Here is a 22,825-nt window from a genome sequence, read left to right as displayed (position 1 = left end):
CCTATCTTACGAATACCACGCGCGGCAGGCTGGCGCGGCGCAGCACCGGCTTGCCGTCGGCGTCTTCGCCCTGCCAGGCGATCTGCTCGGGGGTGTCTTCATCGACCACCGTCTTGAACGACTCGCTGGCCAGCTGCAAATACGTCACCAGTTCGGCCAGGCCGTGTTTGAGTGGATAGCGCTCGGCCAGTTGCCTCAGCGTGACCTGGCTCTGCTCCTGCAGCGCGTGGCGCACGTTGCGCGCCATTTGCGCCTTGTCGATCACGATCTGCGCATACAGGGCGGCCGCATCCACGTCCGCCTCGCCGGCCTGCAGCGCGAGGTTGGCGATGACGGGCTTGATCGCCGGCGTGTGCAGCGGACGCTCCATCGGCAGTTCGATGTCGGCCGCCGGCTCGGCGATCTCCATCACCGTGCCCGGCGGCGGCGCTTCGCGCAGCGCCAGGGCCTTGGCTTCGATGCCGTGCAGGATCTCCATGATGCGGCGGTTCTCCAGCCAGGCCTGGTCGTCCAGGAAGCGGCGCAACTGCTGCGACAATTGCGCCACGGTGCGCTGGGTGTGCTCGCCGGCCTCCAGCCAGTCGTAGTGCACGCGCCGCGTGCGCGGGTCCGGTTTCAGCTCGGCCACCGGAGGCAGCGCCAGCACGCGCTCGAGCAGCGCCGACAGCTCATCCTGGCGCCGGCTCGACATCAGGAAGTCCCAGAAGGCGCGGAAGCTGCGGCCCTGGTCCGAGTCGGCGATGGCGTCGCGCTCGCCCATGATCTGTTCCAGCAGCGCGCCCTTGGCGCCGTCCCACAGCGCGATGCGCTCGCGTACGTTGCGGTCCAGCAGACGGAAATTGTGCTCCACTTCGCGGAAGTCGGTCAGCAGTTCGCGCGCGAGCTGGGTAAACTGCTGGAATCGATCCTTCAGCGCCGTGTCGTCCAGCAGCGGCACGTCGCCGCCCAGCACCTGCGCGATCTCGACGTCGATCTCGTCGCGCCGCCGGCGCAGCTCCGCCACGCGCAGCGCGGGGTCGGCCTCGCTGCCTTCGCTCATCTGCTTGAGCAGGTCGAACAGCGTCAGCAGGCGCGATTCGGTGCCGACGAAGCTGCGCGCCGACAAGGTGGCCAGCCAGGCGATCGCCTTCTCGGTGGCGGGCGTCAGGTCGAACTGCGCCTCGTCCGAGCCCTGGCGGTAGAACTTGCGCAGCCAGCCCTTGTCGGTGGCGGCCCAGTCGTTCAGGTACTCCAGCGGCGCCTTGGGAAAGGCGTCCGGCCCCAGTTGCTGGCGCAGCGCGTACAGTTCGTCGTCCAGCGCCTCGGCCAGGTCGGCCGCCGCCATTACGCGCACGTTCGGCGCCACGAACACGCGGTGCAGGAAGCTGGCCACCAGCGGCGCGTGGTCCGAGCGCAGCAGGCGCCAGGCCGGATGGCGCGTGCGCAGTGCGTCGAGCGTGGCGAAATCGAGGGACATGGCGTGGATTCGGCGGCAAAGCCGATTTCAAAGCCGGTATGATACCGGATGCAGCGGCGCTTCAACCGTTCGGCGCCGCATTTCCGCTAGCGTTACCCATGAGTGAATACCAGTACTATGAATTCGCGGCCGTGGACGCGCCGCTGACGCGCGCGCAGCAGGCCGCGCTGCGCGCCTGCTCCAGCCGCGCCGCGATCACCGCCAGCAGCTTCACCAACCAGTACCACTGGGGCGACCTGAAGGGCGATCCGCGCGACTGGATGAAGCGCTATTTCGACGCCCACGTCTATTCGGCCGGCTGGGCCTCGTGCAGCCTGGTGCTGCGCCTGCCGGGCAATGCCCTGGACAAGACGGCGCTGGCCGGCTATGCCGCCAGCGCTGGGGGCGCCTTCAGCGTGGCCTGGACTGGCCAGCACTGCCTGCTGGACTGGTCGTTCGAAGACGACAGCGGTGACTTCGAGCGGTTTTACGACGAGCAGGACGGCCCGGGCTGGATGGCGCGCCTGCTGCCGCTGCGCGACGAGCTGCTGCGTGGCGACACCCGCCCGCTTTACCTGGGGTGGCTGGCGCGGCTGTGCAGCTGCGAACTGGACGACGATGAACTGGAGCCGCCGCTGCCCGCCGGCCTGGGCGCGCTGTCGCCGGCCCAGTCGGCGCTGGCCGAGTTCCTGGAGCTGGACCGCGACCTGCTGGCGGCCGCCGCCGCAGCCAGCCCCGCGCCGGCGGCGAGACGCGATGCGCTGCGCGCCGCCGAGGCCTGGGCCGCCGGGTTGCCTGAAGCGGAACTGCGCGCCGCCATGGCGCAGCTGGTGACGGGGCAGGGCCGCGCACTGGAGTGCAAGCTCAGCCTGCGCCATGCCGCCTGGCTGGACAGCCGGCAGGCGGCGCCGGCGCGCCGCACGGTGGTGGAGATCGAGGCCGGCCGCCACTCCGCCGAGCAGCTTCGGCTGGAAACGGAGCGCGCGGAACGGCAGGCGCGCATCCGGCCTGGGTGAGACGCCTGAAGCAGGCCGGCTTGCTTTAAGGCGGGGCAGTAGCGGTAATTGCTCTATATCAAAACCGCGCCCCGTCGCCTATGCCACCATCGTCGAACCCTCCACGCAAGGACACGACGATGGAAAAACTGCTGCCGTACTTTGAACGAGAACTGGGCATGCTGCGCCGCGCCAGCCATGAATTCGCCGAACGCTACCCCAAGCTCGCCGGCAGCCTGCTGATGAACGGCGAAACCTGCGCCGACCCCCACGTGGAACGCCTGATCCAGTCCGTCGCCCTGCTCAACGCCCGCACCGCCAAGCGCCTCGACGACGACTACGCCGGCTTCACCGAAGCCCTGCTCGGCGTGCTCTACCCGCACTACCTGCGCCCCATCCCGTCCTGCTCCATCGCCCGCTTCGACAACAGCGCCGAAGCCGCCGACAGCGCCACCATCCCGCGCGGCAGCGCGCTCCGATCCCTCGGCAGCACCGCCCCCGGCTGCAAATTCCGCACCGCCTACGACGTGGCCGTGGCCCCGGTGCAGATCAGCGCCGCCCGCTTCGACACCTTCATCCACGCCCCCTCGTCGCTGCAGCTGCCGCCCGATATCACCGCCTCCATCCGCATCGGCATCGCCTGCACCGCCCCCAACCGCAGCCTGGCCGAACTGCGCCTGCCTGTGTTGCGCATGTACCTCGACGGCGAAGCCTCGCTGCGCGCCACCCTGCGCGACACGCTCTTCATGCGCGCCGCCTGCGCCTGCATCCAAACCGAAGGGCAGTGGCGCATGCTGGAGCGCGTGCCCCTGCGCCCGGCCGGCTTCGACGACGCCGACGCGCTGCTGCCCTTCGAGGCCGCCGAGCAGCCCGCCTACCGCCTGCTCAGCGAATACTTCGCCTACCCGGAAAAATTCGACTTCATCGACATCGACCTGGCCGAGCTGCTGCGCCACGCCGCGCCCGGCTGCGCCAACGTCACGCTGCACCTGCCGCTCAACGGCGTGCGCGGCGACTCAAGCGCCGCCCGCATCCTGCGCACCCTCACGCGCGACAACCTGCTGCTGTCCTGCACCCCCATCGTCAACTTGTTTCGCCACATCGCCACGCCCATCCAGGTCACCCACACCCAGAGCAGCTATCCGCTGTTGCCGGATGCGCTGCCCGCCAAAGCCTGCGAGATCTACAGCGTGGACTCGGTGCACCTGCTGCAGCGCTCCGGCGCCCGGGACAGCATTGCCACCGAGTTCGTATCCTACTACTCGCTGCGCCACGGCGAATCCCCCAGCCGCAAAGGGCGCTACTGGATCGCGCGGCGCGACGAGGAGCTGGCCAGCGGCCGCGTGGCCCACGAATACTCGCTGTCCCTGATCGACCGCGACTTCGACCCGCTCAAGTCCGAAACCGGCATCGCCTCCATCGGCATCACCTGCACCAACCGCAACCTGCCGCAGGAACTGCAAGGCGGCCTGGCCGGAGGCGACCTGGCCACCGAAGCCAGCGCCGGCAGCGTGCCGATACGGCTGCTGCGCAAGCCCACGCCGTCGCAGCGCCTCAGCTCCGCGCGCGGCGCGCAATGGGGGCTGGTGTCGCACCTGTCCCTCAACCACCGCACCCTCACGCAGCAAGGCCTGCCCGCCTTCAGCGCCATGCTGCGCCTGTACGCCTTGCCCGGCAACGCCGTCTCGCAGCGCCAGATCGACGGCATCACCGGCCTCGCGCACACGCTGGGCACCGCCTGGCTGCGGCGCGGCACCGGCCTGGCATGCCTGCACGGCGTGGACATCCGCGTCACGCTCGACGAAGACGCCTACGCCGGCACCGGCATCCACATCTTCGCGCAGCTGCTCGACAGCCTGCTCGGCATGTACGCGCACCTCAACAGCTACACCCAGCTCACCATCGTCTCGCACGCAAGCGGAAAGGAACTGCTGCAATGCGCACCCCGCAACGGCAGCCTGGCGCTGGCTTGACTGGGCTGATTGAAGCGCTGCTGGCCGAGCCGCAGCGTTTCGAATTCTTCCAGGCGGTGCGCCTGCTGGAGCAGTGGCTGCGCAGCGCGCCTGAGCCCGACGCTCAGTCCGAGCCGCAGCCGGAGCCGCCTCCGCACGCGCAACAGCTGCGCTACCGCAACCGCCTGTCGCTCGCCTTCCCGCCAGGCGAAATCGGCGCCCTGGAGCAGCGCGGCGGCCACCTCGAGATCGCCCCCGCCTTCATGGGCCTGCTGGGCAGCAGCGGCACGCTGCCGCACCACTACACCGAGCGCATCGCCGCGCACGAGCAGCGCGAAGATGACGATGCCCCGCGCGCCTTCCTCGACATGCTCTCCCACCGCGCGCTCGCCATGTTCTGCCAGGCCTGGGCCACGCACCGCCCCGAATGCATGCAGGACGAGGTCGGCGGCGACGGCTACCTCGCCAAGCTGCTGCTGCTCGCCGGCGCGCAGCCGCCGCAAGACGGCATCATCGGCCGCGAAACCTTCGCCCGCTACGCCATCCAGATCCGCAGCCGCACCGCCTCGCACGACGTCATGACAGGCATGTTCACCCAATACTTCGATGTGCCCTGCAAAGTGGAGCCGCTGATCGGCGTATGGGAAGCGCTGCCCGCGCCGCAGCAAGCGCAGCTCGGCCGCAGCCACTGCAGCCTGCGCCAAGGCGTGCTGCTAGGCGAACGCCTAAACCGCTGCGACACGCTGGCCCGCATCCGCATCGGCGCGCTCGGCAGGGAAGATTTCGAACGCTTCCTGCCCCACGGTCCCGGTGCCGCCGCCCTGCAAGCGATGCTCGCCATGTTCTGCACCGTCGGCATCGCCTTCGAAATCCGCCTCCTGCTGCGCGCCGCCGACGCCTGCGGCTTCAGCCTCCACCCCAGCGAGCAGGAAGGCGGCGCCCGCCTCGGCGTCAACGCCTTCCTGCTCAGCTCCTCCTCGACCCGCGACCGCGAAGACGCCAGCTATCTGCTAACCCCATAGCTTTGCCAATTTGCACATCTCCACCTAGAATGGAACAGCACAATGACTACGGAGATCCTGATCTTGCTGGCCGGGGGCGACAAATCTACGCAGATTACGGACGTAAAGCGTGCGCGACAGATGCTACGTGATTTTAGGGGGATAGCATGATAGTTCAACTGCGAGAATGGGACGGATCCAAGTATTTGGAGACGTCTGAAGATATCGCCTTGTACCTCGCCGCGTGTTTTGAAGAAGATGGAAGCGACGCCGCGTTCATAGCCCGCGTGTTGGATGACATCTCTCGCTCGGCAGGGCTGCGGCACGTTGCCACGGAGGCTGGCATTGACGCCGATGCATTGGCAACCGCGCTGGTGCGGAATGGCTTGCCCAACTTTGACGCAATGCTCACGCTGGTTAACGCGCTTGGGCTACAGTTCCGAATTGAGCCCACTGCCGCATAGTAAGTCCGAAGTCTCCCTGTTCGCTCAGCCTTTGCGGCACATCAATGCCGGCCCCCTCCCGCGCGCCTAGAATGCCAGTTCCACCCTGGCAGAACGGCACGCAAAGCACGGTCTGCCCGCCAGCCCCAACGAGGCCTCGACCATGCCCACCCCCAGCACCAAACGCGGCGCCAAGCTCGCCCGCGCCCGAGAAGAGTTCGAATCCCTGCTCGCCAAACTGGCGGAAGCCCGCCGCACGTATGCCCGCTGGGAAGCCAGCGCCGCGCGGCTGCGCGAACTGGGCCGGTGCACGCTCGATCCCCTCGAGCAGCAGTTCGGCGTCTACGCCCGCCAACTGATCCAGGTATTCGACCAGGCCTACGGCCACAGCACACTGAACGACCCCGAGCGCGTCGCGATAGCCGAAACCATCTGCACCCTGGCAGACCGCATGCTGAGCACCAGCGACGACAGCGAAATCCAGCAATACTACGACCGCTACAGCGGCAGCGAGCACGGCGTGGACTGCAACCGCTTCGGCCCCGTGCTGCGCGAAATCGGCGACATGCTCCTGGCCGACAGCTACCCCGTCTCCTGCTCGTGGAACGAGGAAGAAGACCAGGCGCAGGCCGAGGAATTGCACGCCAAACTGGTCGGCGTCATCCTCACCATGCCGCCGCAGGAGCAGCCGGCGCTGCTCGAGCAGGCCGATGCCAGCTACATCAACGCTGACCCGATTGCGCTGCGCGTACTGGAGATAGAACTGGACCAGGGCCGACGTCCCGGCGCGGCACACCTCACCCGCAAGCAGCTCGAACAGAGCATCGAGGACATCGAAGCCTACCTGGAGGACCTGGAGTTCAACACAGTCGGCATCCAGTTCTCCCTCATGGTGCAGCTCAACCTGCCCGGCAGCACCGAAATTACGGAATGCATCGCCCGCCAATGCGTACGCATGCAACAACACCTGCTCGAACACCAATTGGAAAACATCGCCTGCGACGTGGCCGATTTCCGCGACATCGCCAAGCTGAAAGCCTGGCTCAGGGAAAAGCAGCAAGACCCAGAACGCGCCCCACCCAGCCATCACTAGCTGCAGTTAATACAACGTCATCTGAAACGAGTCGTTTCGACAGCGGCCAGCAGCATGGGCCAAGCGACGTTTCAGGCAATGCGTTCTTGCTCCGGCCGCATGGCGGTGAGTTATGGCTTGTTCGCCTGACGGGAGGCGAACACGTAGCCTAGCAAGCCAGTCAGCACCGGCAACAGGAGATTTAGCAGAATCATTTGTGCCATACCCTTCCAGAATTCACGCGACTGGGCTGTGGCTTCCATGTATGACTTAACCAGTTCCTGGCGTGCTTTCAGCCATTCCACAGACGGCGCACTTGCGCCGCTGTTGGCCGCCATTGCCTCCGCTGTTGTGACCAGCGTGCGGAGCTTGACTGGATCGAAAGCGGTGCCGGATTTTTGCGAGATCAATGCTAATACTTCCATATTCAGCTTGGTCAGGGCTTCGTGGCTGGCGCGGGTACCGTCGCCTTTGTGCTGATTGATTTTGCTCGCTGCCTGAAGCAGTGCAGCGCGCGCGACTTCGGGTGTCGCCAGGGCCTTTTCGGCGGCGCGCAAGGACGCGGCGATCGGTTCCATTGTTGCCGTAGCACCGTCTGTTGACGATGTGGCGTTAGTTTCAACGATCGCTGCTGCGAATGCTTTGCTTGTCAGGTCGTTGAATATTTTTTCCTGCAGTATTAAAGCAATGAATAGCAACAGGAGCACCAACGTCAGGATCGCCAGAACATAACGGGTGAGCAGAGCAGGACGCCAGCGCCAGATAGCGGATCAAGCGATGAAACTTCGGGGATGGAAAGTACCGCCGCCTTGCTCGTGCCAAGATCGATGTCGCGCGGAAGGCCTTGGACATTCGGCCGTTGAGCAGTTGCAGTATCCGGCCTTTCGTCCGCAGCGGAAACTTCTTCGCCATCCGGCACACCGTTAGTTTTTGTCGGTTCCTGCTGTTCTTGTTCAGGTGGCATCGCAACTCCTGGAGACTAGGCGCTTCGAAGCTAGATGGATATGTACAGTGAGGTTAAGTTCCCATTTTCCCGAGCTTGCCAGGCAAATCTCGCCAAGACGGGCTCGACTTGGCTGGAGACTTTGCCCGCGACTCAACCTGTTGTAATGTTGGCATCACCAAACGATGTACATCTGCCCCTGAGGTGTTGGTGCTAAGAACAACACGTCCCGCTGCGGCTTCTTCCACTGCCCATTTAAAGATTGTTAACGCGTCACGCGTGATGTCGGTTGCTTTCGCTCCACCGCCGATTTGCTCCTGCAAATCTTTGAGGAAAGCGTCATCGATATTGAGACGAACTTCCATGATGTAACTCCAAAAAAACTCCGAAAATACTCCATAAACTTAACACAGAAAGTAGACTTGTCAAGGAACGTTGCGCATGCGCTTGATTGAAGCATCATCGTGCGCCAATTGATGTTGAGGCGCCAAGCGTTGCTTTCGTTGTCACTGCAGCCGAATGGCCGTGTCGAATACCCAGGTGCGGCGGATTTCGATTACATCGTACTGGCGCGCCACTGTGGGCGGGAACGTGCCATAGGGGGCCTGGCTTGCCACCACCCGCCGTATCGCCTCGTCAATAGCGGGCACGCCGCTGGAGACCACGAACGTCACCTTTTCCACCGAACCGTCTGCGCGGACAGCTACCGTTACGGTCGGCTGCGTGTGAGGCTGCTTCACTACATCGCGCACCATGTCGAAGGTCATGTTCAGTTCGATCTTCTTGGCCATGGCCTCCGCATACAGAACCAGATCGGCATTCGGATCGGCGCGTCCGTAGAGCCAGCCGCGGCGAAGGCCGCTGGCCGTCGGCAGCAGCGAGCGGGAAGGGCGGTTCTGCGCGTCGCGCTGCGCGGCCTCCGCGTCGAGCTGCTTGCCGATAGCGCGCAATCGTTCCTCGCGCTGCGCCTCCCGCTCCGCCTTGTCACGTTGCGCTTGATCCTGTTTCGCCGTCACCTGCCGCGCCGCGTCCTGCTTCGCTGCCTCCTGCCTCGCGGCGTCCTGTCGCGCTGCTTCCTGCCTTGCCGCCTCTTGCCGGGATGCCTCCTGCTTCGCTGCCTCTTGCCGGGCCATCTCCTGCCGCGCCGCCTCCTGCCGCGCCGCTGCCTGCTTCGCCGCTTCCTGCCGGGCTGTCTCCTGCCTCACGGCCTCCTGTCGCGCAGCTTCCTGCCTTGCTGCCTCTTGCCGGGCCGCATCCTGCTTAGCAGCTTCCTGCCGGGCCATCTCCTGCCTTGCCGCCTCTTGCCGCACAGCCTCCTGTTTCGCCGCCTCCTGCCGCATGGCTTCCTGTCTCGCAGCCTCCTGCCTGGATGCCTCTCGTCTCGCCACCTCTTGCCGAGCAACCTCCTGGCGGACCTTCTCTTCCTGCCTCGCCAGCTCCTGTCGCGCCGCCTCCTGCTTAATCGCGTTTTGGCGAGCGGCCTCCAGCTGATCCTGCGCCAGCCGTGCCCGCTCTTCCTGCCTGACCTGCTCCTGCCTCAACGCCTCCCGCCGCAGCGATTCCTGCCGCGCAAGCTCCTGACGTCCAGCCTCAATCCGTGCCGCCTCGATCCGATCCCGCTCCTGCCGAGCAGCATCCATCCTTGCCTTCTCATCCAGCCTTGCCTGCTCCTGCTGCAACGCATCCCGCCGCACCGCCTCCTGCCGAACAAGCTCCTGACGCCCAGCTTCCACCCGCATAGCCTCGGCCCGCTCCCGTTCCAACCGCGCATTCTCATCCTGCCTCGCCTGCGCCAGTTGCGCCTCCCTGCGCACCGACTCTTGCCGCGCCAGTTCCTGCCGCTCCGACTCCACCCGCGCCGCCTCGCTCCTGGCCGCCTGCTCAGCGCGCGCCGCCTCCTGCCGCAGCTGTTCCTGCCGCACGCCCTCCCGCTGCGCAGCCGCCGCCAACTCCACCTGCCGCAAAGTCTCCGCCCTCAACTGCTCCTGCTCGACCTTCTTCCGCGCCGCCTCGCCCCCGGCATCGGGCGCCGGCACATCACTCCCCAGAACAGGCAGATTTCGCTCCAGCGTGGTTGCAGGCGCCCTGGTCTGCGGCGCGTCAGGCGCAATCGGCAAATTCACATCGGGTCGCGTCCAAGCCGTCATCCCCACCGCCTGCGGCTCCGAAGGCGCAGCCTCCACCACCGGCGCGGGCGCAGGTGCCGGCGACGTCGCCACACCGGCAGCAGACGCCCCATCCCCCACTCCCGCCAGCGAGGGAGCCAACGGCAGCGGCGCCAATATCGGCTCTTCAGGCCGCCCCGGCATCAGCACAACGCGCAGATCGCTAGCCTCCAGCCGCCGCTCCTTCCAAGGCAAGCTCAGCCCAGGAAACCCAAACGTCTGCCCCCCAAAGGTCACGCTCAACAGCAGCGCGTGAAAAAGCAAGGAGAGCAACAACGCATTGCTCAACCGCCAGCGATCACGCTGCATGAAGCCAGCCGCACTCAAGCCCGAAATCCTTCTACCTGTGCTAACTGGATTGATGTGAAAGCCATGGAATCGCCCGCTGCGGAATGTTGATAACTTCGCTACAGCCTATCACAAGCGCGGCGCAGCGCTTATTAGCATCCGGGAAATTTCTTGCTGCCGCTTTGCGCCGATGCAAGCTAGTCTTCTTGCCAATTAATAGCACAACTTAGAAGCCTGGACGCTTCGTCAAGCGCGGCCGCCACTTCCTCCGCATACTCCCAGCGAGCATCGGGATTATTCTCGTGTATCGAAAGACGCTCCAACATGATCAAGTCGCGCAGCCTTAGAAGCGCTGCTTTCATTGGGTAGAAGGCGTTAATCGCCTGCAGAATCAGTGCGGCGTTCCCGCGATCCTGAGGATAGGTCAGGATCGCTTTTTTCCTCCAAGCTTTGCTAGGAATTTTTGCGACTACAAAACCTTCAGAATCGACTATCACAGTTGTTTTCCCGTGATCAGCGGCACACGGTTGAATTCGGAAAGGTAAGACAGAGTGCGGAAGAGCAATGTCTGATGCCATAACGTTTCTCCGGTTGATACCACCGTGGTCGCAAGAAGTCTCTGCACCATCGTTTCCTCAAGCATAACCACACCTTCCTTAGACCAGCTGATAGTGACGCAGTTCCCATGGTCCCTGAGCACAGGCGAGCCGGGTAGTACGAAGGTGCTACCCGTGGTAGTTCGGCACATCAGATATTCGCAGAATGTGGTTATGCCACATTTTGTGATGTTACCAAAATCTCCTTTTGATACCACTATTCGTGTGGTCATCAGTCATAGGGTGTTGGATATGGTCACCGCGCTGCAAGAAGGAAAATTTGCTCAACGCTTGGGGAAGGAGATTGCTAGACAGCGACTTGCAAAAAGTCTGACGCAGGAACAGGTTGCTGCACGGCTGGGAGTAGAACAAGAAACTATCTCACGTTTTGAACGTGGCGCTACCTTACCTACTCTGCTTCGACTGATTGATCTTGCCGAGATTTTCGACGTGCCGATAGAGGCGTTAGTACGATCGGGTTCTGCTCGTTCTCTAGATCAGGCCGTTGATCTTGCTGTTTCATTAAATACCCTTGGCGAAGATGATCGGGTCTGGATGTGCGGCTGGATTACCGAAATGTGCGCCAAGTTGGCTGTGCGTAATTCAACCGGATAACAATGCATGCCATCGATTTCGCCAGATATGCAATCAGGCTACCTAACAAGTCCTCATGAATTTCAATGCCTTTTCCACAATTTTTTGATTTGTGCACCGACTAATAATTTTTGGATGGGATTTTCACGCATCGAAGGCAATCATCTGTGCTCGTACCATCCTGAGAAAGCGAACTTCAAAAAGTCGTCCTATCAATAAGAAAGAAAAGTAATGCAAGAAATTCACGATATTCTTACATATTACGGTACCACAAGAAGTATTGGAAAGGTGAAGCCACTGCCGGTCACGCTGGATAAAGTCGCTCTCTTAAGTAAAATTCCCGAAGTATTCAACAATGCCGTCACAAAATCCGGCCGAACTGGCTACAGATCAAAGGGCTCGTTCGGTCAAATTAACTTCACTCCCGCGCAGTGTCCGTGGGTGGCAGTTTTCAACGAGAAAATCACCAAAACAGCAACCAATGGCTATTATATCGTCCTGTTGTTTTCCGCCGATCTTTCAAGTTGTTGGCTCTCTTTGAATCAAGGCTACACGGCGTTTAAGGAGCAGTACGTTAGTGATTCGTTGGCTGGACAAAAACTCGCGATTGTAGCTGAGCGTGCTGGACATTACATTGGAGACCCAATCGGTGTTCATAAGGGAAATATTTCACTCTCAACAACATCGAATTTAGCGAAGGGGTATGAACGCGGCGCAATTGCGAGTTTCAAGTACGAGGCGAAGGCTTTGCCGACTCTACAACGCTTTGAGCGCGATCTCCTAGTTCTTCTGGAAATGTATGACCAGCTGTATCAAAAATTTGGTGGCTCCTTGTGGTCCCTGGCGCAGGTGGTAGACTCAGACTTTCAGGACGATATTAATGACTTGGCGGCTAACTTGCAGCAAGTTTCTCCTGAGGAAAGCGGCGCAGAGCAACCTCCGCCCCTCTTGCCGGGCACACTCGGAAAACGATACGCACGAAGTGGTAAGAGATCTGCAGAGGCATTGTTAGAAGCGGGTTTTGTTTGTGAAGTTGATTCATCACACAAGACATTTATTTCCGCAAGGAACAAGCATGCATATGTTGAAGGACATCACCTAATCCCAATGTCTGCACAGCAGAGCTTTCTTCAGAATCTCGATGTTCGAGCCAACATCGTCGCGCTTTGCCCTGTATGCCATAGACTACTTCATCATGGAATCGTTGCAGAAAAGGAGCCGTTGCTTACCAAGTTATTGCTGACTAGAATTCAGAAGCTAGCATCCAAAGGAATCGTGATTTCCTACGAAAAGTTGATGGTACTCTACAAAAAATCTATACCTGAGCTTGATGGATAATCCCTTGGGGCGAAATCGGGCCTTCGGTCCTTGGGCGATGAATCATTCCGGGAAGTGGGCAAGCTGACGTATGCAAGCTAGTAGGTGCCGTTTGCAGGTATTGGTCTTGTGATGAAGAACTCTCAGCCGGGGCAGGATTCTGTTCGACCGGCTACCTGAGTTGAGCCCATCAGGATGCACGTTGAGTTTCCAAACCGCTCTGGTGCTCAGCGAAGTCTCCGCGCAAGGAATTGTGGCGCAAGAACAGGCAGTCGTCCGTCAAATTTCAAATGGTCTACCAAACGGACCTCTTTGCTCTGCTCCGGGAACCATACGCTTTCACGGCGCACCTTATCATTTGGTGCAAGATGAGTTATGAGATTGTGCGCGAAGTATCCTTGCGCCATTTGATACAGGTCGTATTCGTGCCATTGCTGATACGGCGGTCTACCGGTAGCAGGGTCGCGGTTCCAAAATTTGACGAACTGAGACGGACCAGCCGATACGTGATCAACTATCCGTTGATGGCGGCCGTCTGCACCGTGAGACAACTGCGCGAGTATTCCGTTCCAGCGTATCTTCTCGTAAACGAAGAGCCCGGTGAATACCTGGCGGCGGCTGACGCCGGTTCCCCTGGCCAGCTCGGCAACGTCACCGAGCTTTTCGACGGCTCTCAGAAATGCAGTTCGAGTTACAGAGGTCTTGACTTCAATAACTGCACGGCAAGCGGATGGGCTGATGAAGACCAGATCGCCGTCCTTGTACAAAACGGGGTAGGAATTGTCGTAGATCAGGATATCAATCTGTGTGCTGGACCGATCTCGATCTACGATAAATCCTCGCCCGACAGTCATGTTCAGCGGAGCGGAGCGTTGGATAATTGTAAGCGTCCGCTCAGCGCCGTCTTGAGTGCCTTGGCAATTTGATCGATGATGGCATCACACCGCTGGGAAGCGGCGTAATCTCAGAGGGCTGCTGGCAGGCCGCAGTTCCACGGCAAGAATTCATCAACCCGGTTGACGGGATGATCGGCGATATGCGTCAGCACATGGCGCAACCAAGCTTCGGGGTCGACACCGTTCAGCTTGGCCGTCCCGATCAACGAGTAGATCGCGGCGGCGCGCTCGCCGCCGCTGTCGGCGCCGGCAAACAGGTAGTTGCGGCGGCCTATCGCTACGCCACGCAAGGCGCGCTCGGCCGCCGAGTTGTCGATCTCGATGGCGCCGTCATCGCAATAGCGCAGCAGCGCCGGCCAGAGTTTGAGCGCGTACAGGATCGCCGCCGCAGTGTCGGACTTGCGCGACAGCGTATCGAGCGTGGTGCGCAGCCAGTGTTCCAGGTCATCGAGTAGCGGGCGCGAGCGGGCTTGCCGAACCTGCCTTCGTTCGTCGGGAGGTTTGCCTCGGATATCTGCCTCGATCACATAGAGCTCGGCGATCCGGCGCAATGCCTCGGTGGTCAGCGCCGTCGGTCGCGCCGCGTGCAGGTCATGGAACTTGCGTCGCGCGTGCGCCCAGCAGGCGGCTTCGCGGATCGTTCCATTTTCAAACAAGGCATTGAAGCCAGCATACGCATCGGCTTGCAGCACGCCTTCGAACTTGGCCAGGTGGGTCTGCGGATGAATGCCCTTGCGGTCGGGCGTGTACGCAAACCAGACTGCTGGCGGTGCGGTGTCGCCCGAAGGCCGGTCGTCACGCACGTAGGTCCACAAGCGCGCCGTCTTCGTTTTTCCGTTGCCGGGCGCCAGCACAGGGATCGGGGTGTCGTCGGCATGCAGCTTCGACGCTGCCAGCACGTGGCGCCGAACGGCGTCAACTAACGGACGCAGCAGTGCGCTGGCCGAACCGACCCAGCTCGCCAACAGGGCGCGGTCAAGGTCGACGCCCTCACGGGCATAAATGACCGACTGGCGATACAGCGGCAGGTGATCGGCAAATTTCGCCACCAGGATGTGGGCCAGCAGGCCGGGACCGGCAATGCCGCGCTCAATCGGCCGGCTCGGTGCCGGTGCCTGGACGATCGCATCGCAGCAGGAACAAGCAAGCTTGGGACGCACATGGCGGATCACGCGGAAGCTGGCCGGCACGAAATCCAGTTGCTCGGCCACGTCTTCGCCCAGCGGCCGCAGGCCGCCACCGCAGGCCGGGCAGGCGTCGGCCGCTGGCGCATAGACCTTCTCGTCACGCGGCAGGTGATCGGGCAGAGGCCGACGCACCGATTTTTTGCGCGGCGCCTGGTCGGCCGCCGGCATCTCGCGCGCCGCCTCGGCCTCGTCGGCCTGCAGGTCTTCCAGTTGCAATTCCAGCTGCTCGATCTGGTGGTCCAGCTTTTCCGACTTGCGGCCGAACTGCATGCGCCGCAACTTCGCGATCTGCAGCTTGAGGTGTTCGATCTCGACGGCGCGCGTGTTCAGTTGTTCGCGCAGACCTTCCACCACCTCGTTTTGAGCGAGCAGCAGCGCCTTCAAGGCGGCGATTTCGTTGGGCAGGTCGGCTGGGCTGAGCATGCGCCGAGTTTACGCGAGGCGTATCACGTTTACAAGGCCGAGGTTGGTTTCCAAGTTCGCTCGGGGCGCCGCCAGTCTATGCCCTCGAGCAGCATCGACAGCTGCGCCTGCGTCAACGCCACCGAGCCGTTGCTGGCCTGCGGCCAGATGAAGCGGCCACGCTCCAGCCGCTTGGCCAGCAGGCACAGCCCGTCACCGGTCCACCACAGTAATTTGATGAGATCGCCGCGCCGGCCACGAAACACGAAAACGTGCCCGCTGAACGGATCTTCCTCCAGCGCCGTCTGCACTTTGGCAGCCAGCCCATTGAAGCCGGAGCGCATGTCGGTGGTGCCGGCGGCGAGCCAGACCTTGGTGCCAGCGGGCAGGCCGATCATCGTAGAACCCGATCCAACACTTGCGCCAGCGCAGCGGCATTGGGCTGACCTTCGATCCGCACGCGGACCTGGCCCAACTCCAACACGATAATGCCGCTGGCGTCGGAGGTGTCGTTATTCGGAGCAGGCGCCGTTGGCGCCAGCACCACCGGCAACAAGCCATCATCCCGCATTAACGCAGGCACGCCGAGGCGCCCTTGCTCATAGAGACGGCGCCAGCTGAACACCTGGTTAGCGTTGACGCCGTGCTCGCGCGCGATGCGCGCGACCGAAGCGCCCGGCTCCAGCGACAGCGCCACCAATGCGCGCTTGAACTCGAGCGGGTGCTGGCGGTAGTGGCCGCGTGGATTCTTGGAAATGATCGGTTGAAAATTTGTGTCCATAATCGAAAATTGTGGGCACAACGCTGTGCCAAAATTCGATCATGGATTACGCTGGTCAGGCAGTCCAGACGGCGCTGGGAAGACGCTTACGGATAATTGTTCGGAGCACAGACTCCTTCCATTCCCCATCGGTTTGCCAGTGTTGGTCGTGTATTAGATGGCGAACTCGATTCTTCAGTGAATCGAGTTCGGTAGAAATCGAGCGAAAGTACTCTTCAGTCTGCATTCTTATCCGTCGCTTTTCTTGGGGTCATTTGTGATTGGATTGATCTTGCCCCCGTATAACCGGACGCATCCTATCGCTTAGTTAGCGCCGCTTTGCTGAGCCCGGCGTGTCAGCTCCCTCCTGAACATGTGATGCGATTTTAACTTCAACGGCGAATGCGGATGAATCTAATTGAAATGCATAAAAGCGTCTGTCAATTGGGCGAGAACGGTTTTGGAATTGCTGCAGTCCATCAAGCTGACGTAGTCCCCTTTTAAACGTGGTCACAAAGCTCTCCGCGATCCCGTTCGATTGCGGGCTGCGCACTGGCTGATGAATTGGCTCCAGCCTCAGCTCGCGCACCCAGCCGTGAGTTTCATGGGCTAGGTAGGCGCGCCGCCATTGTCGCCAAAGAATTCCAGCTTCGCCGATCCAATGCTGGCCTGGCCAAACCGTGCTTAGACCGCTTCGACCAGCATTTCGTGGACAGGCTCGCCCGGCAGGCCGCGTTCGGCCCAAGGGCGCCACGCGATGATTTCACGGTCACAGCAGACTTTCATGAACACGCGGGTTACGACCTCTCCGTTGTCGCAAGCGATCTCAAAACCATCGGAACACCAGCGCAGGTTTGGCTCGGCCACACCAACGACGCCATCGTGAACGCGGCTGCTGACGTGGCGTTTTTGCGCCTTTAGCAGCAACAGCCGGTGTTTGTCAGTAGGAGCCCAATAATTCCCATCTGTGGGAACTGAATTTCCCCCACCCATTCTTGGAGGTAATCGAAAAAGGAAGGGAAAAACACGGCGTTTTCAATTGTCCTTGCAGGTAACGCTAGCGTTAGCCTATCTGCGTCTGCATCAGGCGCGGAGGCTGAAGTGATCAGCAAGGAACGTTGGGAACAGATTGGCCAGATGGCTGCTGCGGGCAGTTCGATTTCAGCGATTGCCCGCGAGCTGGATCTGGACCGCAAGATGGTACGGCATTCATTACGCAAGCAGCAGTGGACGCCATATCGGCACACATTCGAGCGCGCCATGTCAAGCGCCGAACAGACCGCCTTCACTGACTATCCTTGTCCAACAAGGGCGAGCGCGCAATCCACTTTTTTTCTCGAGCGAACTCGACTGCCGCTCTCAGGATCTCCGCTTCCATAGTCTTTTTGCCCAACATGCGTTGCAGCTGGGCGATCTGGGCGCAGGCCGCCGCCAGCTCGCTTGCCGGCACCACCGATTCGCCAGCCGAGACAGCGGTGAACACGCCTTCGCGCTCGAGCTTGCGCCAGTTGTACAGCTGGCTGGCGCCAACGCCGTGTTTGCGTGCCACAGCGACACGGTCATACCCGGCTCGTACGTCTCGCGCACCAGCGCCGCCTTCTCATCGGCTGACTAGCGCCTGCTGCGCTATTCCTATCCGTAGGAATAGCGCATAGGCTGTATCCGGTGAACCAGGGGCCTATCTCAACTTGCCTGCTTGGTGATGCCACCAGTAGCCCTTAACTGCCGCCCAACATCTATTTCCACTCCGCCTTCGAACATGCGAACGTACCTGTCGTCGGAGGAGTTCAAGCCCACGTAGCAGATGATGCTCGCTTGCAAAATGTAGCCACTGTGCGACCTCTAGCTTTGTCTTAACCTTCTAAGGCCCCACTTTCAAGTACTAGGAAGATGATGCGCCGACGATCTGATCGCAGTTTGCGTGCTGCTACGGTTCCTTGTATAGTTCAGCGCAGTTAGTCTTAAAAGCGAGAAAGTTCACGGGATGGGCTTTTTCGCTTTTTAAATTGCGAGCAGGCTCAAGTAGACGTGTGCCATACCGACGGAAGTCGCACCGTATTGTAATTTCCATTCTTCTGGGTATCGCCCACTTACTGGAGTAGTTTAATGAGTGTCGCCGAAACGCGCGAGTCTCCGTTCAAGACCAAGCAATCTTTTTATAAATTCGTCCGAGCGTTGCAGAAAGAAGTAGATGCCGGTGATAAGGATTTTGTAAGACTAACGAAAACGATTTTAGTCCATTGGTTGAAGGAAGTTGCCCCTACGCTCCCTGCTAGCCCGGACCTATATCAATTCGAGAATCCTTTATCCGTAGTTGCAGTTGAATTCCTACATTGGCTCACGGCTCAGTCATTGCTGGATAGCACCTATTGGCTCAGCTCTGCCTATGCGATTTGGAGTGGTGATGAACACCAGAAATCTCACGCTATGTACTTTACGCCACCATCTATTACAAAAAGGATGCTGGATGATTTGACTGCTGAACACGTCGACTATAAAAAGCACGTATTTTATGATCCCGCATGCGGAGGAGCTGCGTTCCTTACTCCGATAGCTGTCAGAATAAGAGACGAACTAATAAAATTGAATTATTCGTCGGATCAAATTATTTCTCATGTGGAACAACATGTTCTGGGCTCCGAATTAGACCCTGTGCTATGCACACTCTCTCAGAATTTTTTGCGAGCAATTTTTGAAAAGCAGATAGCAGAAACAGGACGCGAGCCGAATTTTGACATCGTTTGTGCTGATTCGCTTTTTCTATCAAGCGGGAAAAAACGTAAAATTGACGTAATTGTCTGCAACCCCCCTTATCGAAAATTAAATAAAGTTGAACTTTCTAGCTATGTGAGCGACTACAATTGCGTGATCGAAAGCCAAGCAAATCTTTACACGTTATTTATTTATCTTTGTTTAAATATCGTTCGAAGTGGTGGGCTAATTAAACTTATTTCACCAATGAGTTTTGTCTCGGGGAAGACGTTCGGGAAAATTCGCTATGAAATTCAGCGGCAGTCGGAAATTATTAGTTTCGGCATCGTTGGTGAACGATTAAATGTATTTATTGATGTGGAGCAGGAGACGATCATTACCCTCATGCGAAAAAAATCGGCCAACGTGCGCAAGGGTGTTTCCGAAGTTTTTAAAGTGTGCCGTGATGGCTCTCGACAGAGAGTCGGCACTACTCTAATATCTCCAGGAACTGGTGTTTGGGCGATTCCACGAAGAAAAGAAGATTCCGTTATTATTGATAGAGGTAGCAGATGCCGCGCACGTATAGCGGATTATGGCTATCGCGCGAGGATCGGTGCGTTTGTTTGGAACCGAGATACTAAAAAAACATATTTCTCGCTTAGCGAGGCAAAAAAATCCAGGGCAAAATTAATTGTTCCTTTAATTTGGTCTACCGACATAAGTGGTGAAAGGCCGATAAACCTTAACGATCGGCGGAATAGTGAAAATGAACCATTGTATGTTGATATCGGTGACTACAATCACAGATCATTGGTTCGGCATGATGCACTGCTTCTTCAGCGGGTTACATCAAGCGATCAAACACGTAGGCTCGTTGCCACACGATTAGATATCTCGCAATGGCCGGAGTTCCCGGGCTTTGTTGGTGAAAATCATGTAGTCATACTTGAGTCTGACGAAGCTGTCCCGAAATGTGGGGTAGAGATGCTAAGGAATGTGTTGGTAAATGAGCAGGTCGAGAGATATTTTCGCTGTATTTCTGGTTCAACGAACGTCTCTGTTTTCGAGTTAAATCAGCTGCCACTTCCGTGTCCGCAGTGCGTTGGCGCTGCTGTTGAGTCTGGGCTATCAATCTCGGATGCTATTGAAATGATTTTAGCCGCTGAGTTTTCCAACTGTAATCACATGCTAGGACGGGAATTGAAATGACATATCAGACTGCAGTTGCGCTTAATCGTACGCTCTTAAAAAGTCTCCCCTTTGATATTGCTGCTCGCCTCCCGCTGCAGCTTGGCAGAGAAAGTATTGCAAGCGCTACTGCAGCTGTTGCGGAACTTATAAAAAACTCGTACGATGCGAACGCAGAAAATGTGCGTCTGAGTTTTCTTAAGCGATCCGCGCCAGTGAAAGTCTTGCAGATTGAGGACGATGGCGATGGCATGGATTTGCAAACTCTGGAGAAGGTTTGGTTGAGGATTGGTACGGATCATAAAGTTGAAAATGAGCGATCTGGCCGGAAAAAGCGGATTATGACAGGAGCGAAAGGGCTAGGACGTTTAGGTATTGATCGGCTCTGCAGGCAGTTGGTGCTTCAGACCAAAACTAAAGAGATGGATCACGTACTTGAGGTTAGAGTTGACTGGGGGCGTTATGACGACCGAAGCGCCACAATTTCCAGTATTAATCATAAGATTTTCCGAATTCCCTCTCTGAAGAATAAGCATAGTGATTTTTTTGAGGGGAAGGATTCCGGAACTCGGTTGGTACTAGTTGGAATGAGAGAGGACTGGCCGGACAAAAGGATCGAAGAGTTGCGGACCGAGCTTTCAATGTTGGTTACGCCTTTTAGTAATGTGGATGATTTTTCCATCGATTTTCGCAGTGGACTGAATGAGGTCGATGGAAAGCTGACTTCTGACAAATACCTCGAAGCGGCGGTATGGTTCGTAAAAGCCTCGTTGGACGTAGCCGGTAATATCAAGGTCGAGTTTAGCCAGCCGCACAAAGATAAGCCGGTTTCTCCGCTTATCACTAGTTGGAATGACTGGCTTCCAGAGCGTGAAAATGGTCCTCGATGTGGACCATTAGAATTCCATTTCTACTACATTCCACAACCAAGCGCGGAAATATCTACTAGCCTGAAGAAAAAGGGCTGGAGCCAGTTCATGTCGTTGAACCATGGTGTGCGAATTTACAGAGACCATTTTCGAGTTCGGCCTTTCGGCGAACCGTCCGGCAGGGGGGACTGGCTTGGACTAGGTTACCGAAAATCTAGTAACCCATCGGGGATTAGACAAGGTAATTGGCGTGTAGCGCCACAGCAAGCATTAGGTGCAATTTTTATTAGCCGCATTGATAATGCCCAACTAGTCGATCAGGCGAATAGAGAGGGTATTGTTGAGTCCGATGCATTCTGGGACATGCGGTCGTTTGCATTAAAAGTTATTTCAGTTTTTGAGTTGACGGCAACAACACATGCGCGGCTTGAATTCCCAACAGATTCGATTGAAAAACATAATCGTGACCTTTCTAGGTCGATCGATAAAAGCAAAGAAGCTGTCGCAGGATTGAGAAAGGCTGTTATTGCTCAAGATGTTCTTCCACCAGAGGCACTGGAAGAGAAAATTCGCGCAGTTGAAGAGTTTGTCGCAGCGACCGAGGCTGCGTCTGTGAAACAAAAAGAAGCGTATACGCAAAAACGAGAGGAACTCGAGCGAGAAAAAGATACGCTTGCCAACTTGGCTTCAATTGGGATTCTAGCTGTTTGTTTTGGTCATGAAGCTAAAGAATTTTGCAACCTGGCGGCGAGTGCTGCTTCTGAGCTACGTTATGACTTCCAAGAAGGAAAATTCATGGTCAGTCCTGACAAAGAAGCAGACATTCTTGCTGGAATTGATGTCATTATTCATAGCACGAAATTCATTAAAAATTATGCAGCTTTTTCATTGGGCAATGTACGGGCTGAAAAGCGAAAGAAAAGAAAATTCAATCTAAGAAACGTTGTTACGCGCGTTTTTTCTGCTTTGGAAGAGTCGCTCATTCGTCAAAAAATCGAGTACGATTTTAGCGAGATAGATATAGGCTTATCTGATATCTTCGCTTATGAGATCGACTGGGAAAGTATTTTGGTTAACATGATTTCGAATTCGATCTGGGCTCTTTCGCAGAAAAAGCCAGGGGAGAGATTTATTAAGGTAAAAGCTCGAAATGTTGAAAATGGCGTTGAACTTGCTTTCGCCGACAGCGGAAAAGGATTGGAACAAGGGACAGAACATTTAATATTCGATCCTATGTTTAGTACGCGTCAAGACGAAAAAGGAAATAATGTTGGCACTGGAATGGGGCTGTCAATCGTGCGAACTTTTGTGAATGAACATTCTGGCGGAAAGATCGTCGCTGCAGCGAAGAGCGATGTCGGTGGTGCGGAATTTACCATATTTATTCCTACGGAAGGAAAACCATGAAGACTGTGCTTTATATCGATGAAGAAGAGCAGGCTCTAAAAATACTCGGCAAGCGGTTGATTAGAGCATATGGCGGGGAGGTTCAGTTGGTGAAATTATTGCCGTTACCCACCATACCAGAAATGTTACAAGTTATAGCATCGCATGAAGAAGTGGTCTCTATAGTCGTTGACCAAAAGTTATCTGCAATTGGCTCAGCTCAGTATGTCGGAACCGAGTTGGTAGAGGCCATTCGTCAGGCGAATTCCAAGATACCACTCTATATATTGACAAATTCAGTTGAGGACCTGGATAGCAATTTAAGTGATGTCGAATACGTGCTTGCGAAAGATGACATTAGTGATGATGAAAAGCTCTTGAAAATTTCGAGTAGACTTCGAAGGCATATCAATATTTTTGAGGATATTTTATCCGAACGGGATCAACGTTTCGAAGCGCTGTTGCGTAAGTCCATGGACACTCAACTTTCTAGTCAAGAAGCTAAGGAGTACGCTGACCTCGCATTTCATCGCGAAAAACAGGTGCTGGCTGGAGAACTGCTGGATAGTCAAGAGCTTGCCCAGAAGTTGGATTCTGCAGAAAAGGCATTGTTAGAAATCAATCGGATACTTGGAAAGTAAA

General features: G+C 57.9%; 21 protein-coding genes and 1 pseudogene. 10 read left to right on the top strand and 12 right to left on the bottom strand.

The genetic code is table 11. From position 1 onward, the window contains the following. Position 1: 1 nt before the first annotated feature. Positions 2-1,456 carry a DUF3375 domain-containing protein gene (locus ACFJI2_RS25535; protein WP_377702427.1) on the bottom strand — a complete coding sequence of 485 codons (1,455 nt, stop codon included), beginning with the start codon at positions 1,454-1,456 and terminating at the stop codon, positions 2-4. A gap of 98 nt (positions 1,457-1,554) precedes the next feature. Here ACFJI2_RS25535 and ACFJI2_RS25530 point away from each other — a divergent pair, with 98 nt between their 5' ends. From ACFJI2_RS25530 to ACFJI2_RS25510, 5 genes are all read left to right on the top strand, one after another. Next, positions 1,555-2,451, top strand: coding sequence for a hypothetical protein (locus ACFJI2_RS25530; RefSeq protein ID WP_377702426.1), 897 nt, complete (start codon positions 1,555-1,557; stop codon positions 2,449-2,451). 119 nt (positions 2,452-2,570) lie between these two features. Beyond that, positions 2,571-4,403 carry a type VI secretion system baseplate subunit TssF gene (gene tssF, locus ACFJI2_RS25525; RefSeq protein ID WP_377702425.1) on the top strand — a complete coding sequence of 611 codons (1,833 nt, stop codon included), beginning with the start codon at positions 2,571-2,573 and terminating at the stop codon, positions 4,401-4,403. Further along, complete coding sequence (gene tssG, locus ACFJI2_RS25520; RefSeq protein ID WP_377702424.1) at positions 4,400-5,404, top strand: type VI secretion system baseplate subunit TssG; 1,005 nt, start codon at positions 4,400-4,402, stop codon at positions 5,402-5,404. Before tssF ends, tssG begins: the two co-directional genes overlap by 4 nt. Before the next feature lie 146 nt (positions 5,405-5,550). Then, positions 5,551-5,847 carry an addiction module antidote protein gene (locus ACFJI2_RS25515; RefSeq protein WP_377702423.1) on the top strand — a complete coding sequence of 99 codons (297 nt, stop codon included), beginning with the start codon at positions 5,551-5,553 and terminating at the stop codon, positions 5,845-5,847. A gap of 142 nt (positions 5,848-5,989) precedes the next feature. Further along, positions 5,990-6,919, top strand: coding sequence for a hypothetical protein (locus tag ACFJI2_RS25510; protein ID WP_377702422.1), 930 nt, complete (start codon positions 5,990-5,992; stop codon positions 6,917-6,919). A gap of 110 nt (positions 6,920-7,029) precedes the next feature. Here the strand turns inward: ACFJI2_RS25510 and ACFJI2_RS25505 are convergent, their stop codons facing one another. The 5 genes from ACFJI2_RS25505 to ACFJI2_RS25485 form a co-directional block, all read right to left on the bottom strand. Then, a complete protein-coding gene (locus ACFJI2_RS25505; protein ID WP_377702421.1) occupies positions 7,030-7,608 on the bottom strand; it encodes a hypothetical protein in 579 nt (192 codons plus the stop codon). A gap of 2 nt (positions 7,609-7,610) precedes the next feature. Then, on the bottom strand, positions 7,611-7,862 hold the full coding sequence (locus ACFJI2_RS25500; RefSeq protein WP_377702420.1) for a hypothetical protein: 252 nt from the start codon (positions 7,860-7,862) through the stop codon (positions 7,611-7,613). 53 nt (positions 7,863-7,915) lie between these two features. Then, on the bottom strand, positions 7,916-8,206 hold the full coding sequence (locus ACFJI2_RS25495) for a hypothetical protein (protein ID WP_377702419.1): 291 nt from the start codon (positions 8,204-8,206) through the stop codon (positions 7,916-7,918). 141 nt (positions 8,207-8,347) lie between these two features. Beyond that, complete coding sequence (locus ACFJI2_RS25490; RefSeq protein WP_377702418.1) at positions 8,348-10,315, bottom strand: histone H1-like repetitive region-containing protein; 1,968 nt, start codon at positions 10,313-10,315, stop codon at positions 8,348-8,350. A gap of 176 nt (positions 10,316-10,491) precedes the next feature. Next, entirely contained in the window at positions 10,492-10,872 is a 381-nt protein-coding gene (locus ACFJI2_RS25485) for a hypothetical protein (protein ID WP_377702417.1), read from the bottom strand. A gap of 192 nt (positions 10,873-11,064) precedes the next feature. Here ACFJI2_RS25485 and ACFJI2_RS25480 point away from each other — a divergent pair, with 192 nt between their 5' ends. Both ACFJI2_RS25480 and ACFJI2_RS25475 read left to right on the top strand, forming a co-directional pair. Beyond that, positions 11,065-11,505 (top strand): helix-turn-helix domain-containing protein, encoded by a 441-nt coding sequence (locus ACFJI2_RS25480; protein WP_377702416.1) that lies wholly within the window; start codon positions 11,065-11,067, stop codon positions 11,503-11,505. A gap of 210 nt (positions 11,506-11,715) precedes the next feature. Next, complete coding sequence (locus tag ACFJI2_RS25475) at positions 11,716-12,822, top strand: MrcB family domain-containing protein (RefSeq protein WP_377702415.1); 1,107 nt, start codon at positions 11,716-11,718, stop codon at positions 12,820-12,822. Positions 12,823-13,028: 206 nt separating this feature from the next. On the opposite strand, the gene ACFJI2_RS25470 is transcribed toward ACFJI2_RS25475, so the two are convergent. The 6 genes and pseudogenes from ACFJI2_RS25470 to ACFJI2_RS25445 all read right to left on the bottom strand — a co-directional run. After that, positions 13,029-13,655 carry a DUF6602 domain-containing protein gene (locus ACFJI2_RS25470; RefSeq protein ID WP_377702414.1) on the bottom strand — a complete coding sequence of 209 codons (627 nt, stop codon included), beginning with the start codon at positions 13,653-13,655 and terminating at the stop codon, positions 13,029-13,031. 110 nt (positions 13,656-13,765) lie between these two features. Then, a complete protein-coding gene (gene tnpC, locus ACFJI2_RS25465) occupies positions 13,766-15,307 on the bottom strand; it encodes an IS66 family transposase (RefSeq protein WP_377700834.1) in 1,542 nt (513 codons plus the stop codon). 29 nt (positions 15,308-15,336) lie between these two features. Then, a complete protein-coding gene (gene tnpB / locus ACFJI2_RS25460) occupies positions 15,337-15,684 on the bottom strand; it encodes an IS66 family insertion sequence element accessory protein TnpB (RefSeq protein ID WP_377700833.1) in 348 nt (115 codons plus the stop codon). Next, on the bottom strand, positions 15,681-16,067 hold the full coding sequence (tnpA, locus tag ACFJI2_RS25455; protein WP_377700832.1) for an IS66-like element accessory protein TnpA: 387 nt from the start codon (positions 16,065-16,067) through the stop codon (positions 15,681-15,683). The genes tnpB and tnpA overlap by 4 nt, the downstream gene beginning before the upstream one ends. Before the next feature lie 663 nt (positions 16,068-16,730). Continuing rightward, a complete protein-coding gene (locus tag ACFJI2_RS25450) occupies positions 16,731-16,973 on the bottom strand; it encodes a hypothetical protein (protein WP_377702413.1) in 243 nt (80 codons plus the stop codon). A 368-nt stretch (positions 16,974-17,341) separates the two neighbouring features. After that, positions 17,342-17,636: pseudogene (locus ACFJI2_RS25445) on the bottom strand (transposase); the annotation flags it as partial. A 516-nt stretch (positions 17,637-18,152) separates the two neighbouring features. Here ACFJI2_RS25445 and ACFJI2_RS25440 point away from each other — a divergent pair. The 3 genes from ACFJI2_RS25440 to ACFJI2_RS25430 are packed head-to-tail and all read left to right on the top strand — an operon-like array spanning position 18,153 to position 22,824. After that, positions 18,153-19,949 (top strand): Eco57I restriction-modification methylase domain-containing protein, encoded by a 1,797-nt coding sequence (locus ACFJI2_RS25440; protein WP_377702412.1) that lies wholly within the window; start codon positions 18,153-18,155, stop codon positions 19,947-19,949. Beyond that, complete coding sequence (locus ACFJI2_RS25435; protein WP_377702411.1) at positions 19,946-22,204, top strand: ATP-binding protein; 2,259 nt, start codon at positions 19,946-19,948, stop codon at positions 22,202-22,204. The genes ACFJI2_RS25440 and ACFJI2_RS25435 overlap by 4 nt, the downstream gene beginning before the upstream one ends. Continuing rightward, on the top strand, positions 22,201-22,824 hold the full coding sequence (locus ACFJI2_RS25430) for a hypothetical protein (protein WP_377702410.1): 624 nt from the start codon (positions 22,201-22,203) through the stop codon (positions 22,822-22,824). Before ACFJI2_RS25435 ends, ACFJI2_RS25430 begins: the two co-directional genes overlap by 4 nt. Position 22,825 lies beyond the last annotated feature (1 nt).

Source organism: Pseudoduganella sp. UC29_71, from assembly GCF_042693265.1.
GTDB lineage: Bacteria > Pseudomonadota > Gammaproteobacteria > Burkholderiales > Burkholderiaceae_D > Rugamonas.
The sequence above is the reverse complement of the archived record's forward strand: the minus strand, read 5'-3'. Positions and strand labels throughout refer to the sequence as shown.

Excerpts from the sequence above, each read along its gene's own strand:
- ACFJI2_RS25440 (WP_377702412.1), top strand. The coding sequence starts at position 18,153 with ATGAGTGTCGCCGAAACGCGCGAGTCTCCGTTCAAGACCAAGCAATCT.
- ACFJI2_RS25515 (WP_377702423.1), top strand. The coding sequence starts at position 5,551 with ATGATAGTTCAACTGCGAGAATGGGACGGATCCAAGTATTTGGAGACG.
- ACFJI2_RS25530 (WP_377702426.1), top strand. The coding sequence starts at position 1,555 with ATGAGTGAATACCAGTACTATGAATTCGCGGCCGTGGACGCGCCGCTG.
- ACFJI2_RS25510 (WP_377702422.1), top strand. The coding sequence starts at position 5,990 with ATGCCCACCCCCAGCACCAAACGCGGCGCCAAGCTCGCCCGCGCCCGA.
- ACFJI2_RS25430 (WP_377702410.1), top strand. The coding sequence starts at position 22,201 with ATGAAGACTGTGCTTTATATCGATGAAGAAGAGCAGGCTCTAAAAATA.
- ACFJI2_RS25480 (WP_377702416.1), top strand. The coding sequence starts at position 11,065 with ATGCCACATTTTGTGATGTTACCAAAATCTCCTTTTGATACCACTATT.
- tnpA (WP_377700832.1), bottom strand. The coding sequence starts at position 16,067 with ATGGACACAAATTTTCAACCGATCATTTCCAAGAATCCACGCGGCCAC.
- ACFJI2_RS25495 (WP_377702419.1), bottom strand. The coding sequence starts at position 8,206 with ATGGAAGTTCGTCTCAATATCGATGACGCTTTCCTCAAAGATTTGCAG.
- ACFJI2_RS25470 (WP_377702414.1), bottom strand. The coding sequence starts at position 13,655 with ATGACTGTCGGGCGAGGATTTATCGTAGATCGAGATCGGTCCAGCACA.
- tnpB (WP_377700833.1), bottom strand. The coding sequence starts at position 15,684 with ATGATCGGCCTGCCCGCTGGCACCAAGGTCTGGCTCGCCGCCGGCACC.
- ACFJI2_RS25435 (WP_377702411.1), top strand. The coding sequence starts at position 19,946 with ATGACATATCAGACTGCAGTTGCGCTTAATCGTACGCTCTTAAAAAGT.
- ACFJI2_RS25490 (WP_377702418.1), bottom strand. The coding sequence starts at position 10,315 with ATGCAGCGTGATCGCTGGCGGTTGAGCAATGCGTTGTTGCTCTCCTTG.
- ACFJI2_RS25535 (WP_377702427.1), bottom strand. The coding sequence starts at position 1,456 with ATGTCCCTCGATTTCGCCACGCTCGACGCACTGCGCACGCGCCATCCG.
- ACFJI2_RS25485 (WP_377702417.1), bottom strand. The coding sequence starts at position 10,872 with ATGGCATCAGACATTGCTCTTCCGCACTCTGTCTTACCTTTCCGAATT.
- ACFJI2_RS25500 (WP_377702420.1), bottom strand. The coding sequence starts at position 7,862 with ATGCCACCTGAACAAGAACAGCAGGAACCGACAAAAACTAACGGTGTG.
- tnpC (WP_377700834.1), bottom strand. The coding sequence starts at position 15,307 with ATGCTCAGCCCAGCCGACCTGCCCAACGAAATCGCCGCCTTGAAGGCG.
- ACFJI2_RS25475 (WP_377702415.1), top strand. The coding sequence starts at position 11,716 with ATGCAAGAAATTCACGATATTCTTACATATTACGGTACCACAAGAAGT.
- tssF (WP_377702425.1), top strand. The coding sequence starts at position 2,571 with ATGGAAAAACTGCTGCCGTACTTTGAACGAGAACTGGGCATGCTGCGC.